This is a genomic window from Klenkia sp. AC732 (assembly GCF_979256525.1).
The window spans coordinates 24,797-38,480 of sequence record NZ_CEEDOS010000006.1 but is presented as its reverse complement, the minus strand read 5'-3'; the positions used below and the strand labels follow the sequence as shown (position 1 = coordinate 38,480).

General features: G+C 75.2%; 13 protein-coding genes. 5 read left to right on the top strand and 8 right to left on the bottom strand.

The genetic code is table 11. From position 1 onward, the window contains the following. Positions 1–77: 77 nt before the first annotated feature. Positions 78–986: a short-chain dehydrogenase/reductase gene (locus tag AC0IVP_RS04110; protein WP_056298330.1), complete on the top strand. Its 909-nt coding sequence runs from the start codon at positions 78–80 to the stop codon at positions 984–986. A 40-nt stretch (positions 987–1,026) separates the two neighbouring features. On the opposite strand, the gene AC0IVP_RS04105 is transcribed toward AC0IVP_RS04110, so the two are convergent. After that, complete coding sequence (locus tag AC0IVP_RS04105; protein WP_471754770.1) at positions 1,027–1,524, bottom strand: DUF6584 family protein; 498 nt, start codon at positions 1,522–1,524, stop codon at positions 1,027–1,029. A 68-nt stretch (positions 1,525–1,592) separates the two neighbouring features. Here AC0IVP_RS04105 and AC0IVP_RS04100 point away from each other — a divergent pair, with 68 nt between their 5' ends. Next, a complete protein-coding gene (locus tag AC0IVP_RS04100) occupies positions 1,593–2,075 on the top strand; it encodes a polyadenylate-specific 3'-exoribonuclease AS (protein WP_471754768.1) in 483 nt (160 codons plus the stop codon). Between the two features lie 3 nt (positions 2,076–2,078). Here the strand turns inward: AC0IVP_RS04100 and AC0IVP_RS04095 are convergent, their stop codons facing one another. Continuing rightward, on the bottom strand, positions 2,079–2,975 hold the full coding sequence (locus AC0IVP_RS04095) for an NmrA family NAD(P)-binding protein (RefSeq protein WP_056298053.1): 897 nt from the start codon (positions 2,973–2,975) through the stop codon (positions 2,079–2,081). A gap of 124 nt (positions 2,976–3,099) precedes the next feature. On the opposite strand from AC0IVP_RS04095, the gene AC0IVP_RS04090 reads away from it, so the two are divergent. Continuing rightward, complete coding sequence (locus AC0IVP_RS04090) at positions 3,100–4,437, top strand: class II 3-deoxy-7-phosphoheptulonate synthase (RefSeq protein ID WP_471754766.1); 1,338 nt, start codon at positions 3,100–3,102, stop codon at positions 4,435–4,437. Positions 4,438–4,500: 63 nt separating this feature from the next. Beyond that, on the top strand, positions 4,501–5,514 hold the full coding sequence (locus AC0IVP_RS04085) for a threonine aldolase family protein (protein WP_471754764.1): 1,014 nt from the start codon (positions 4,501–4,503) through the stop codon (positions 5,512–5,514). A 6-nt stretch (positions 5,515–5,520) separates the two neighbouring features. Here AC0IVP_RS04085 and AC0IVP_RS04080 read toward each other — a convergent pair whose 3' ends face one another. The 3 genes from AC0IVP_RS04080 to AC0IVP_RS04070 all read right to left on the bottom strand — a co-directional run bounded on the left by AC0IVP_RS04080 (position 5,521) and on the right by AC0IVP_RS04070 (position 9,656). Then, entirely contained in the window at positions 5,521–6,423 is a 903-nt protein-coding gene (locus AC0IVP_RS04080) for a deoxyribonuclease IV (protein ID WP_235564888.1), read from the bottom strand. A 16-nt stretch (positions 6,424–6,439) separates the two neighbouring features. Beyond that, positions 6,440–8,425 carry a Stk1 family PASTA domain-containing Ser/Thr kinase gene (gene pknB / locus AC0IVP_RS04075; protein WP_471754762.1) on the bottom strand — a complete coding sequence of 662 codons (1,986 nt, stop codon included), beginning with the start codon at positions 8,423–8,425 and terminating at the stop codon, positions 6,440–6,442. 97 nt (positions 8,426–8,522) lie between these two features. After that, positions 8,523–9,656: an alpha-hydroxy acid oxidase gene (locus tag AC0IVP_RS04070; RefSeq protein WP_471754760.1), complete on the bottom strand. Its 1,134-nt coding sequence runs from the start codon at positions 9,654–9,656 to the stop codon at positions 8,523–8,525. Positions 9,657–9,679: 23 nt separating this feature from the next. Here AC0IVP_RS04070 and AC0IVP_RS04065 point away from each other — a divergent pair, with 23 nt between their 5' ends. Further along, complete coding sequence (locus tag AC0IVP_RS04065) at positions 9,680–10,003, top strand: Rv2175c family DNA-binding protein (RefSeq protein WP_056298065.1); 324 nt, start codon at positions 9,680–9,682, stop codon at positions 10,001–10,003. Between the two features lie 85 nt (positions 10,004–10,088). On the opposite strand, the gene AC0IVP_RS04060 is transcribed toward AC0IVP_RS04065, so the two are convergent. From AC0IVP_RS04060 to AC0IVP_RS04050, 3 genes are read right to left on the bottom strand one after another with little or no spacing between them, the layout of a single operon-like run. Further along, a complete protein-coding gene (locus tag AC0IVP_RS04060; protein WP_056298068.1) occupies positions 10,089–11,003 on the bottom strand; it encodes a phytoene/squalene synthase family protein in 915 nt (304 codons plus the stop codon). Then, complete coding sequence (gene crtI, locus AC0IVP_RS04055) at positions 11,000–12,493, bottom strand: phytoene desaturase family protein (RefSeq protein ID WP_471754758.1); 1,494 nt, start codon at positions 12,491–12,493, stop codon at positions 11,000–11,002. Before crtI ends, AC0IVP_RS04060 begins: the two co-directional genes overlap by 4 nt. After that, positions 12,490–13,626: a polyprenyl synthetase family protein gene (locus tag AC0IVP_RS04050; protein WP_235564892.1), complete on the bottom strand. Its 1,137-nt coding sequence runs from the start codon at positions 13,624–13,626 to the stop codon at positions 12,490–12,492. The genes crtI and AC0IVP_RS04050 overlap by 4 nt, the downstream gene beginning before the upstream one ends. Between the last annotated feature and the right edge of the window lie 58 nt (positions 13,627–13,684).

Genomic DNA, 13,684 nt, shown 5'->3' with positions numbered 1-13,684 from the left:
AGCAACGCTCAACACGCTACAACAGTCGTTGAGCAGTGCTCAACAGCGAGCGCGTCACCGTCGACGAGGAGTCCTCCATGCCCCGCAGCAAGCGCAGCGCCCCACCCCTGGCCGGCCAGGTCGTGCTGATCACCGGCGCCGCCCGGGGCATCGGTGCCGAGCTCGCCCGCAAGGCCGCCGCACGCGGTGCCCGGCTGTCGCTCGTCGGCCTGGAGCCCGAGCTGCTGGCCGCCGTCGCCACGGAGCTGGGCCCCGAGCACCTGTGGGTCGAGGCCGACGTCACCGACGCCGACGCCATGGCCGCCGCCGTGCAGCGCACCGTGGACGTCTTCGGTGGCGTCGACGTCGTCGTCGCCAACGCCGGCATCGCACCGATGAACACCGTGGCGACGGCGTCCGCGCGAGCCCTGGCGCGCACCATCGAGGTGAACCTGACCGGCGCGATGCTCACCGCGCACGCCGCGCTGCCCGAGATCACGAAGCGGCGCGGGCACGTGCTGCTGATCTCCTCCGCCGCGGCGTTCTCCGTGCTGCCGGGGCTGTCCGCCTACTGCGCCGCCAAGGCCGGGCTGGAGCGCTTCGGCGACGTGCTGCGCCTGGAGGTCGCCCACCGCGGGGTCAGCGTGGCCAGCGCGCACCCGGTCTGGATCGACACCGACATGGTGCGCGACACCAAGGCCGCACTGCCCACCTTCAAGGCCACCCTGGACCGGCTCCCCGGCCCGCTGGGCAGCTACACCTCGGTCTCGGACTGTGCCGACGCGCTGCTGCGCAACCTGGAGACCCGCGGCCGCCGGGTCTTCGTGCCCCGCTCCGTCGGCTTCTTCTCCGCCTGGCGGCAGGCCGTCATCGGCGCCGTGGGGGAGAGGGTCGTGCTCGCCCAGGCGAGGACCGCCGTCCCCCAGCTGGAGCAGGAGATCGCCGCCCTGGGCGGCGAGGAGTTCGGCGCGAACTCCGTCGAGCGGGGCCGGGCGCGCAGGGCCTGATCAGCCCGGCCCCGGTGTGGATGGACCTGCCCTGGTCAGGTCACCAGAGCCACCGGACGACCGTCACGAGTCCGATGACCACCAACGCGATGAGAGCGATGGTGCTGACGAGGCAGCCGACGGTCCCGAGCGCCGACGCCAGGCGTGAGGGCCCGGGTGACCGGTCCGCCCGCCAGGTCACCGGCCCGCCTGTCGCGGTCTCGGCTGCCGTCCGGAGCTCGACCAGTCGGTCGTGCGCCCACGGGCCTGCCGCGTCCTCCGGACCCGCCCACCGCATCGCCCGCATCCGGCGCACGGGTCCGGTGGTGGTACGGAGGAACGCGGCGACCTCGGCGTCGTCCCGGTCCTGGCAGAGGAAGGACCAGCGGCCGGCCTGGGCGGCGTCCCCCTCGGCCCGGTGGGCAGCCGCGAGTTCGGCGCGGACGTCGAGGCGGTGCGGGTAGCTCGAGACCAGCCCGCGCAACCGCTGCCGGGCTCGGGCCGGGTCGCCGGCGGCGAGTTCTGCGCGGGCGCGGGCGAGGGTCTGGTCGGCGGGCACCGGGAGAGGTTGCCTCGTCCAGGGCCCGTGCGCACGCGGATTCCCGTCCACCGCCTACCGTCGCGGTCGTGCGGCGCTACTTCTACGACACCGAGTTCATCGAGGACGGCACGACGATCGACCTGGTGTCGATCGGCGTCGTCGACGAGACCGGGCGGGAGTTCTACGCCGTCTCCACCGAGTTCGACCCGGGCCGCGCCATCCCGTGGGTGCGCAAGAACGTGCTGGACAAGCTGCCGCCGCCGGCGGACAGGGCGTGGCGTACGCGGCGGCAGATCCGGGAGTCGCTGCTGGACTTCCTCACCGCCCCCGGCGAGGAGGTCCAGCTGTGGGCCTGGATCGCCGCCTACGACCACGTGGCGCTGTGCCAGCTGTGGGGCGCGATGCCCGCACTGCCGCGCTCGGTCCCGCGGTTCACCCACGAGCTCAAGCAGCGCTGGGAGGACGCCGGGTCCCCGCCCCTGCCGGCGAAGTCGCCCGACGCCCACGACGCCCTGGTCGATGCCCGGCACGGGCTCGCGGTGTGGCAGCTGGTGCAGTCGCTGCGCTGATCCTCAGGCCAGGGGCGCCCAGTCCTCCGGGTGTCGGCGGAGGTGCTCGGCGACGGTGAGGGCCGGGTGCCCCGTGAACGCCTCGACGACATCGCTGACCACGGCCATCTCCCCGGCCGCGATCGCGGTGTAGCTGGTCACCCAGCCCTCGACCTCCCAGTCCGGGGCGCCGGAGGGACGGCGGGTCTCCCAGGCCTGCTCGACCGTCTGGTCCACGTACGTCACGCGCCGGCCGGTCAGCCCGGTGAGCACCTCGGCGGCCTGCCCCAGGGTCAGCGCCTCCGGGCCGGTCACGTCCAGCACCCGGCCGTCGGTGCTGGGGTGGTCCTCCAACAGCACCGCGGCGGCGACCTCGGCGGCGTCGTCCCGGGAGACGAAGGAGGCGGCGCCGTCCCCGGCCGGGGCGGCGATCTGCGCGGTGCCGTCCTGGGCGAGGGTGGCGAAGAAGGGCACGAAGTCGGCGTACATCGAGTTGCGCAGCACCGTCGTCCGCAGGCCGCTGTCACCCAGGGCCGCCTCGGTGGCCGCGTGGGTCGCGGTGAGGGTGAAGGTCGCGCCGGGCTCGGAGCCCAGGAACGAGGTGTAGACCACCCGCTGCACCCCGGCGGCGACGGCGGCCCGGACGGCGGCCAGGTGCTGCTCGGTGCGGTCCTCGGCCTCGGCGGCGCTCACCAGGAAGAGGGTGTGCACGCCTTCCAGCGCCGTCGTCAGGCCGGCCTCGTCGCTGTAGCCACCGGGGTTCGCGACGACCTCGGCGCCGGGCAGGCCGGGCGCCCGGCCTGCGTCCCGGACGACGAGCCGCAGCGCGACGTCGTGGTCGGCGGGGGCGTCGGCCAGCAACCGGGCGACGCGGCCCCCCAGTGCTCCGGTGGCACCGGTCACGGCGATCAGGCGGGTCATGGCTCGTCCTCTGCTCGGGGGGTGGGCTGGACCTGGCGCGGGGCCGGGCCAGGGTGGCTCCTCAGGCGGCAACCAGGCCGACCACCTGGGACTTCCCGTCCGGGGGCCGCCGTACCCTGCACGTGTGAGTCTGACCGAACCCGCAGAGCTGGTGCCCGGCCTCGACCGGTGGCGTGAGCTGCCCATCGCCCAGCAGCCGACCTGGCCCGACCGCGCCGCGCTGGACGCCGTGCTCGCCACGCTGTCCACCGTGCCGCCGATCGTGGCGCCCACCGAGGTGGACGCGTTGCGCTCGCAGCTGGCCGACGTCGCGCAGGGCAATGCGTTCCTGCTGCAGGGCGGGGACTGCGCGGAGACCTTCGACCTGAACACCGAGCCGCACCTGCAGGCCACCACGCGGACGCTGCTGCAGATGGCCGTCGTGCTGACCTACGGCGCGAGCGTGCCGGTGGTCAAGGTGGGCCGGGTGGCCGGGCAGTACGCCAAGCCGCGCAGCTCCGACACCGACGCCCTGGGCCTGCCCTCCTACCGCGGCGACATGGTCAACGCCCTCGAGCCGGTGCTCGCCGAGCGCATCCCCGACCCCAACCGGTTGGTGCGCGCCTACGCCAACTCCGCCGCGGCGATGAACATGATCCGGGCCTACGCCCGGGGTGGGCTCGCCGACCTCAACGCGGTGCACAACTGGAACCAGGACTTCGTCGCCAACTCGCCCGCCGGGGTGCGCTACGAGGTCATCGCCCGGGAGATCGACCGGGCGCTGGCCTTCATGCGGGCCTGCGGCATCGACGACTCCGCGCTGCGCAGCGTGGAGCTGTTCAACAGCCACGAGGCGCTGATCCTGGACTACGAGCGCGCGCTGCTGCGCATGCACGAGGGCCGGCCGTACGCGCTGAGCGCCCACTTCGTCTGGGTGGGTGAGCGCACCCGCCAGATGGACGGCGCGCACATCGAGTTCGCCTCGAAGCTGGCCAACCCGGTCGGGGTCAAGATCGGCCCGACGACGACGCCCGAGCAGGCTACCGAGCTGGTCGAGCGGCTGGACCCCGAGGGCCTGCCCGGCAAGCTCACGCTGATCAGCCGGATGGGCAACGGGAAGATCCGCGACGTCCTGCCGGCGATCGTGGAGAAGGTCACCGCCAGCGGCCATCAGGTGGTGTGGCAGTGCGACCCGATGCACGGCAACACCCACGAGTCGACGTCGGGCTACAAGACCCGGCACTTCGACCGGGTCGTCGACGAGGTGCTGGGCTTCTTCGAGGTGCACCGGGGCCTGGGGACCTGGCCCGGCGGCATCCACGTGGAGCTCACCGGCGAGGACGTCACCGAGTGCCTGGGCGGGGCCCAGGAGATCAGCGACGAGGACCTCAACAGCCGCTACGAGACGGCCTGCGACCCCCGGCTGAACACCGGTCAGTCGCTGGAGCTGGCCTTCCTCGTCGCGGAGATGCTGCGCGGCTGACCGCACGCCCTGCCCACCGGGTCCGCATGCCGGACCCGGTGGGCGGGCCGGTAGAACTGGGGCATGACGACGCCCCTGGTCGACCTGCGCTCCGACACCGTCACCCGGCCCACCCCGGGGATGCGCGCGGCGATGGCCGACGCCGAGGTCGGTGACGACGTCTACGGCGAGGACCCGCTCGTCAACGCCCTCGAGGAGCGCGTCGCCGCGCTCTTCGGGCACGAGGCGGCGCTCTTCGTGCCCTCCGGGACGATGGGCAACCAGATCGGCATGCGGCTGGTCTGCCAGCCCGGCCAGGAGGTCCTCGGGGACGCCGACGCGCACGTCGTCACCTACGAGATGGGCGCCGCGGCCGCCGTCTTCGGGCTGTCCACCCGCACCGTCGTCGGCCCCGGTGGACTGCTGGACGCTCACCAGCTCATCGCCCAGGTCCGCCCGAAGGGCGACTGGCACCTGACCGCGACCGCCGCGGTGGCAGTGGAGAACACGCACAACCGGGGTGGCGGCCGCGTCCAGCCGCTGGCCGAGCTGGAGGCGCTCTTCACCTGGTCCCGGGACGCCGACGTCGCCGTGCACCTGGACGGCGCCCGCATCTGGAACGCGCACGTCGCCTCCGGGGTGTCGCTGGAGACCTACGGCCGGCTGGCCGACACGGCGTCGGTCTGCCTGTCCAAGGGCCTGGGCGCGCCGGTCGGGTCGGTGCTCGTCTCCTCCGCCGAGCGGATCGGCGAGGGCCGGCTGTGGCGCAAGCGCCTGGGCGGCGGGATGCGGCAGGCCGGGGTGCTGGCCGCGGCCGGGCTGTACGCCCTGGACCACCACCTGGACCGGCTCGCCGACGACCACGCCCGGGCCCGCGCGCTGGCCGACCGGCTGGGCGTGGACCCGGCGACCGTGCACACCAACATGGTCGTGCTGGACGGCGTCCCGGCGCCGATGGTGGCCGCGGCTGCCGAGGCCGAGGGCGTGCTGGTCAGCCAGGTCAGCCCCACCAGGATCCGGATGCTGACCCACCTGGACGTCGACGACGCCGCGGTGGAGCGGGCCGCGTCGGTGGTCGGCGAGCTGCTGCGGCGCTGACCTCGGTCAGGCGCGCGGGGCGGGCACCCGGTCGCGCAGGGCCTGCAGCACGGCGATGTCCCGGGCGTGGCCGTCCCAGGGCCCGGTGTCGGTGGCCATCGGCGTCTCCACCACGACGGGGACGCCGGCCACCGAGGGGTGGGCCAGCAGCTCGGCGAAGGGCTCCAGGCCGATCGACCCCTCGCCGATGGTGGCGTGCCGGTCGCGCAGCGAGCCGCGGCCGTCGAGGCTGTCGTTGGCGTGCACGAGCCCGAGTCGGCCCGGTCCGACGGTGGCCTCGAGGGCGTCGAGGGTCGCGTGTGCCCCGCCCGGCGTGACGAGGTCGTGCCCGGCGGCCCAGGCGTGGCAGGTGTCCAGGCAGACGCCGAGCAGCGGGTGGTGCTCGAGGGCGTCGAAGTAGGGGCCCAGGTCCTCCACGGTCGCCGCCAGCGCCCGCCCACCACCGGCCGTCGGCTCCACCAGCAGCCGGGGTGCGCCCTCGGGGAGTGCGGCGAGCACCGGGAGCAGTCGCTCGTGCAGCTGGCGCAGGGCCTGCTCGTAGCGGTCCTCACCGACCGAGGAGCCCGCGTGCACGACCACCCCGGCGCAGCCCAGCTGTACCCCGCGGGCCAGGTCGGCGGCGACGGTGGCGACCGAGGCGTCCACCGTGGCCGCAGAGGGCGACCCGACGTTGACCAGGAACGGGGTGTGGATGAACGTCGGCACCCCGCGCTCCAGGCAGCCGGCGGTGAACGCGGCGTCCTGCCGGGGGTCTCCGGCCGAGCGCTTCCAGCCCCGCGGGTTGCCCACGAAGACCTGCACGGCCTGCGCGCCGACGGCATCGGTGTAGGCCAGGCCACCGGTGGCCAGGCCGCCCGCGACCGACACGTGCGCCCCGATGGGGGACACGCCGGGGAGGAGCGGGGTCACGACGGGCGGGGGACGCTCACCCGAACGTCACCAGGATGGTCACCGACGTCCCCGGGTCCACCACGCTGCCGGCCCCCGGCGTCTGGCGCAGCACGGTGTCGCCGAAGAACTGGGTGACGTCGACGGTCAGCCCGGCGGCCTGGAGGGCGGCCGTGGCGGCGTCCTTGCTCTGCCCGACGACGTTGGGCACGGTGACCTGCACCGGGCCCTCGGACACCTGCAGGGTCACCGTGGCGCCGTAGGGCTGGTTGCCGCCGGGACTCACCGCCATCACCTGGCCGGCGGACACCTCGTTGCTGCGCCCGGTGGACGTCTCCACCTCGAAGTCCAGGTCCTCCAGGGCGGCCCGGGCGTCGTCGGGGTCCATGCCCACCAGGTCGGGCACGTCGGCGGTGGCCGGGCCCACCGCGACGGTGAGCGTGACGGTGTCCCCGCGACGGAGCTCGGCGCCGGGCGCCGGCTCGATCGCGACCACGCCGCCGGCGGCCACCGAGTCGCTGCGGGTGTCGGCCGTGGCGACGACGAGGTCCCCGCCCAGGCCCTCGATCGCGGCCTGCACCTGGTCGGCGGGCTGGCCGAGGAGACCGGCGTCGACGGCGAAGCGCTCGGGTCCCTTGGAGACCACCAGCTGCACGTCGCTGCCGCGCACGGCGGACTGCCCACCGCCGGGGTCGGCGGAGATCACGACCCCGGCCGGGACGTCCTCGCTGAACTGCTCGTCGGCCAGCACCGGGTCCAGGTCGGCCTCCTGCAGGAAGCCGATCGCCTGCTGCTGGCCCTGCCCGACCACCTCGGGGACGTCGGTCCAGCGCCCCGAGCCCAGCCACCAGCCGATCGCCCCGATGGTCACGGCGAGCAGCAGCACGATGGTGATCGCGAACCGGGCCCGCCGACGGCGGATGTGCTGGGGGACGCCGGGGCGGGCAGCCGGCGGGCGGGGCGCCGTCTGGTGCACCGGGGGACGGCGTCCACCGACGGCCCCGGTGGGCGGCAGCGGCACCATCGCGGTGCGCCCGCCGCCCCGCTGGGCCTCCAGCACCTCGGTGCGCGGGTCGCCGCTGCCCGGTCGGGGCTGGGTGGGCCGGTTGGTCGGGCGCAGGGTGGCCGGGTTGACCGTCGTCCGGCCGGTGGGGACGGGGGTGCGGCCCAGGCCCAGGTCGCGGCGCAGGGCGTCGATCTCGGCCAGGAAGGCGCCGGCGTCCAGCGGCCGGGCGCCGGGGTCGCGGCGAGTGGTGCGGGCGACGAGCTCGTCGACCTGCCACGGCACGCTCGGGGTCTCCAGCGACGGGGCGGGCACGTCGTGGTGCACGTGCTGGTAGGCCACCGCCAGCGGGGTGTCCCCGGCGTAGGGCGGGTGGCCGGTGAGCAGCTCGTAGAGCACCACGCCGGCGGCGTAGACGTCGCTGCGGGCGTCCGAGCGGCCGCGCTCCAGCTGCTCGGGGGACAGGTAGGCGACGGTGCCGATGAGCACGCCGCCGGTGTGGCTGGTGTGCCCGGTGCCGGCGACGGCGCGGGCCAGCCCGAAGTCGGCGACCTTCACCTGGCCGTCGGTGGAGATCAGCACGTTCTCGGGCTTGACGTCGCGGTGCACGATGCCGGCCCGGTGGGCGGCGGTCAGCCCGGCGAGCACCGGCTCCAGCACGGCGAAGGCCTCGCCGACGGTGAGCCGGCCGCGGGCCTGCAGCAGGTCGCGCAGGGTGCGGCCGCGGACCAGCTCCATGACGAGGAAGACCAGGCCCTGGTCGGTGCCCTGGTCGCTGACGCTGACCACGTTGGGGTGGCTGAGCATCGCCGCGGCGCGGGCCTCCCGGGTGAACCGGTCGACGAACGCGGGGTCGCGGGCCAGGTGCTCCACCATGACCTTGACGGCCACCACCCGGTGCAGCCGGAGGTCGGTGGCGGCGTAGACGGTGGACATGCCGCCGCGCGCGACCCGTTCCTCGAGGCGGTAGCGCCCCTCCAGGACGAGCCCGACCACGGGGTCGGTCACGGCGGTGTCCACGCCGGGGAGTCTACGAGCGCCCGCCGGGTGATCGGTCGAACGACGCGGGGGCGCAGGTCACGGCCACGTCCCGTCTCCAGCTCCGCCCCCACCCGCCTCACCCGCTGCGCACCACCGTGTCGGGGGTCACCTCGGAGAGGGCGCCGAGGCCGCACAGCGCCATCGTGTGCGCCAGCTCCTCGCTGAGCCCGGCCAGCACGCGGGTCACCCCGGCGGCCCCGCCGGTGGCCAGGCCCCAGGTGGTCGGGCGGCCCAGGAAGACCGCGCGGGCGCCCAGGGCGAGGGCGGTGAGGACGTCGGAGCCGGTCCGGACGCCGCCGTCGGCGTAGACCTCGACGTCGGAGCCGTCGGGCGCGGTCTCACCGCGCACGGCGGTGACCACCTCGGGCAGGGCGTGCGCGCTGGCCACGGCCGGGTCGACCTGCCGGCCCCCGTGGGTGGACACCCACACGGCCGAGGCGCCGGCCTGCACGCACCGGGCGGCGTCGTCCCCGCGCAGGACGCCCTTGACGACCACCGGGAGCCCGGACAGCTCGGCGTAGCGGCCGATGTCGTCGAAGGTCCAGGTGGCGCTGGCATTGGCGGAGAGCTCCGGCCGGTCCTCGGCGGTGGGGTGGTTGGCCATCCGGAGGTCCGCCGGCAGCGCGAAGTCCTGCACCAGGTCCCGGCGGCGGCGGCCCAGCAGCGGCAGGTCCACGGTCAGGACGAGCGCCCGGTAGCCGGCCTCCCCGGCCCGGCGGGCGAGCTCGGCGGTGTGCGCGGGGGAGTGCAGCCGGTACAGCTGGTACCACTTCGGGCTCTCCGGCTCGACCGCGGCGACCTCCTCCACGGTGTGGTTGGCGCTGGTGGACACGCACATCAGCGACCCGGTGGCGCCGGCGCCCCGGGCGGTGGCCAGCTCGCCCTCGGGGTGCGCCATGCCCTGGTAGGCCCACGGCGCGACGCCGACCGGGGTGGCCACCGGGCTGCCCAGCAGCGTGGTGGACAGGTCGACGTCGACGCCGCGCAGCACCCGGGGGCGCAGCCGCCAGGACCGCCAGGCCTCCGGGGCCTCCCGCAGCGTGGTCTCGGTCTCGGCCCCGCCGGCGTAGTAGTCGTAGACCGAGGGCTCCAGGACCGCGCGCGCCTGGGCCTCCAGGCGGACCAGGTCCAGGAACGGCGGCTCGCGGTCGACGTCGTCGGGGAGGGGCTCCTCGCCGGCCTCCCGGCGACGCTGGGTCAGGCGGCTCATGGCACCGACCTAAGCTCACCCCCGTGGAGACGTACACCCCCCAGGAGGTCGCGCAGCTGATCGGCGTGTCGGCCAACCGGGTACGACAGCTCATCAACGACGGCAAGCTGCTGGCGGTCCCCGGCAGCGGGCGCGGCAAGATCCCGCAGGACTTCATCCTGGACGGGGAGGTCCTGCGACACCTGCCCGGCCTGGTGACCCTGCTCCAGGACGGTGGGTACACCGAGGAGGAGCTCTTCGACTGGCTGTTCCGCGAGGACGACTCGCTGCCCGGCACCCCCGTGCAGGCGCTGCGCGACGACCGGCACACCGAGGTCACCCGGCGGGCGCAGGCCCTCGCGTTCTGAGTCCCGCGTCCTGACTCCCGGGTCCTGCGTTCCCGGGGGCCGGGTCCCGGGGGGCTGGGCTCCCGGGGGCTGGGCCCCACCCGGCTCAGCGCCGGACGCGGGCCCGGGCGACCTGGGCGGCGGTGAGCCGGCGGGCGAAGACGGCCAGCCGCCGCGGCTTGGACACCGTCACCCGCTGGTCCAGCACGCGGAAGTCGGCGCGCTCGATCGCCCCGAGGATGCCGCCGTACAGGTCGGTGGCCGCCCGCACGCAGTCCCGTGACTCCGGGGCGAGCATCGGGGTGCCGGGGGCGGCGTCGTCGTAGCGGCGCCGGACGACGTCGACCATCTCGCGCATCAGCTGGCGGAACCGGTCGTCGAACCGCTTGGCCTCCAGCTGCTCGCGGGTGACCCCGTGGGCGGCCATCAGGTCCTGCGGCAGGTACACCCGGCCGCGGTCGACGTCCTCGCCGACGTCGCGCAGGAAGTTCGTCAGCTGGAACGCCTCGCCCAGCGCGATCGCGTGCGGTGCGGCCTCCTCGCGGGTCACGCCGCGCGCCGTCCCGAGCACGGGCAGGACCTGCAGGCCGATGACCGACGCCGAGCCCCACATGTAACGGTCCAGCGCGGCCAGGTCGGCGTAGCCGGTGACGTCGAGGTCGCTGGTCATCGCGGCCAGGAAGTCGATGAAGTGCTCGAGCGGGATGTCGTAGCGGCGCACGGTGTGCACCAGTGCGAGCCGCACCGGGTCGTCGGACCAGCCGGCCTCGACCTCCTCCAGCGCCGCCTTCGACCAGGCCAGCAGCTCACCCTCGGGGTCGCGCCCGGGCAGGTCGGCGCCGACGTCGACGATGTCGTCGGCCACCCGGGCCGCGGCGTAGAGCGCGTGGATCGCGGGACGCCGGTCGGGGGTGAGCAGCCGGGTGGCCAGGAAGTAGGACTTGCCGTGCTCGGCGGCGATGCCCCGGCAGACCCGGTACGCCTGGTCCAGCTGGGCCTGCTCCGTCTCCAGCGACGTCACGCCGGGACCCGCCCGGTGATCCGCTCGGCGGCCAGCCGGCCGCTGACCAGCACCATCGGCACGCCGACACCGGGCTGCACCGAGGAGCCGGCCAGCACCACGTTCTCCGGGCCACCGCGGGGGTAGGTGGAGGGCCGGAACGGGCCGGTCTGGGCGAAGGTGTGGGCCAGGGCGAACGGGGTGCCCGCTGCCATGCCCTGGTCGGCCCAGTCCTGCGGGGTGAGCATCTCCTGCACCTCGATGGAGCCGGTGAGCCCGGTCCAGCCGCGGGCCTCCATGGTCTGCAGCACCTCGTCGCGGTACCGCGGGCCCAGGGCGGCCCAGTCGATGTCGGGGTTGCCGCCGGAGTGCCGGTCCTGGTTCGGGGTGGGCGCCACGATGCTGATGACCTGCCCGCCCTCGGGGGCCAGTGAACGGTCGGTCTTGCTGGGCATGGAGATCAGCAGGCTGGGGTCGCTCATCGGCCGGCCGGTCTTCGTCAGCTCGGTGAAGACCTCCCGCCAGGACTGGCCGAAGCTGATCGTGTGGTGGGCCCGGTCGGTGAACTCCTGCCGCACGCCGACGTGGATCGCCACGCAGCTGGGGGAGTAGACCGGCGCGACCCTGCGCCGGCGGCGGGGGACGAGGGTGTCGGGCTGGTCGACGGTGACGACGACGGCGTCGGCGGGCAGCAGCTCGCCGTCGGCCAACCGGACGCCCACGGCCCGGCCGCCACGCAGGTCCAGCGAGGCCACGGCCGTGTCGTACCGGAAGACGACGCCGGCGTCGGCCGCGGCCGCGGCCAGCGCCGCGGGGACGGCGTGGATGCCGCCCACCGGGTGCCACACGCCCTTGCCGATGTCCAGTTCGGCGATGACCGCGTAGGCGGCGATCGCGGTGAACGGGGAGACCCCGGCGTAGAGGGCCTGGAAGCTGAAGAGCCGGCGCAGCCGCTCGTCGGTGAGCCGGCGGTCCACGTGCGGGGCGAGCCGGCCGAAGCCGCCCTTGCGGGCCAGCTCGAGCACCGGACGCCCGACCAGGTCCAGCGGGGAGTCCAGGTTGCGGTCGATGAAGACGTCCCACTGCAGCCGGTCCAGGTCCCGGATGTGCTGCAGGTAGGCGGCGACCTCCGCGCCGGAGCCCGGCCCGCAGACCCGCTCGGCCTCGGCGGCGAACGCCTCGGGGTCGGCGTGCACGTCCAGGGTGGAGCCGTCGGCGTACTGCGCCCGGTAGGTGGTCTCCAGCGGCAGCAGCTCGAGGCGGTCCTCCAGCACGTCGCCGACGCAGGCCAGCGCGTCGCGGATCAGGCCCGGTGCGGTGAGCACGGACGGGCCGGTGTCCAGGGCGTAGCCCTGCCGCTCGACCCGGCCGGCGCGCCCGCCGGGCCGGGGGCCGCGCTCGACGACGGTGACCTCGCGGCCGGCACCGCGCAGCCGCAGCGCGGCCGAGAGCCCGGCCAGGCCGGCCCCGACGACGACGACGCGGTCGGTGCGACCCGGGACGGTCCTCACGTGGTGCGGCTCGTCGCGGCGACGGCGAGGGCGTCCAGGGCGGCCCGGGCCTCGTCGAGCACCGGGGCCTCGCTGATCGCCTGGCGGGCGGCGGCGGTCTGCCGGGTGATCCGGTCCTCCACGGCGTCCAGCGCACCGGTGGCCCGCATCAGGTCCCGGACGGCGTCGAGCTCGTCCGCCCCGGCGCCCTGGTCGCCCAGGACCCGGCGCAGGAGCTCGCGGCCGGCGTCGTCGGTCCCGGTCTCGGTGAGGGCGACGAGCAGGGTCTGCTTGCCCTCGCGGAGGTCCTCGTCGGCGGACTTCCCGGTGACGTCGGGGTCACCGAACACGCCCAGGACGTCGTCGCGGAGCTGGAAGGCCTCGCCGAGGGGGAGGGCGACGTCGGTGTAGGCCTCGACGACCTCGGGGCCGGCGTCGGCGATGGCGGCGCCCAGGTGCAGCGGGCGCTGCACGGTGTAGCCGGCGGACTTGTAGCGGGCCACCTTCAGCGCGCCCTCGGGGCCGGGCAGGCCGCCGGCGGCGCGGAGCAGGTCGAGGTACTGCCCGGCGGTGACCTCGGTGCGCATGGCGTCCCAGACGGGGCGGGCGCGGGCGAGGGCGTCGGCGGAGATGCCCGAGCGGCGCAGCAGCTCGTCGGACCAGACCAGCGCCAGGTCACCGACGAGGATCGCGGCCCCGGTGCCGAACAGCTCGGCGCTGCCGGTCAGCCCCCCGGAGCGGTGCCGGTCGGCGAAGCCGATGTGGGTGGCCGGGCGGCCGCGACGGGTGGTGGCGGCGTCCATGACGTCGTCGTGCACCAGGGCCGAGCCGTGCACGAACTCCAGGGCGGCGACCGCGCGCAGCACCGCGGCGTCGTCCTCGGCGTGCGCGGAGCTCACCGCCCGCCAGCCCCAGTAGGCGAACGCGGGGCGCAGCCGCTTGCCGCCCTCGGCGACCGCGGCGACCTCCTCGATCACGGGCACCAGGCTCGCGTCCATGCCAGCCAGCACCGCGCGCTTCTCGGTGAGGAAGACGTCGAGGGCGTCACTGACGGCGGTGCGCAGCCGGTCCAGGTCGGCGCTGAGCAGCGCCGGACTCCCGTCAGCGTCGTTTGCGCTGGTGTCCGTGCGGCGTGCTCGGGTCCCTGCAGTCACCCGACGAGTATGCCCAGCCCCGGCCGCGCTCACCCGTCGTGGCCGCTGGGCGACCCCC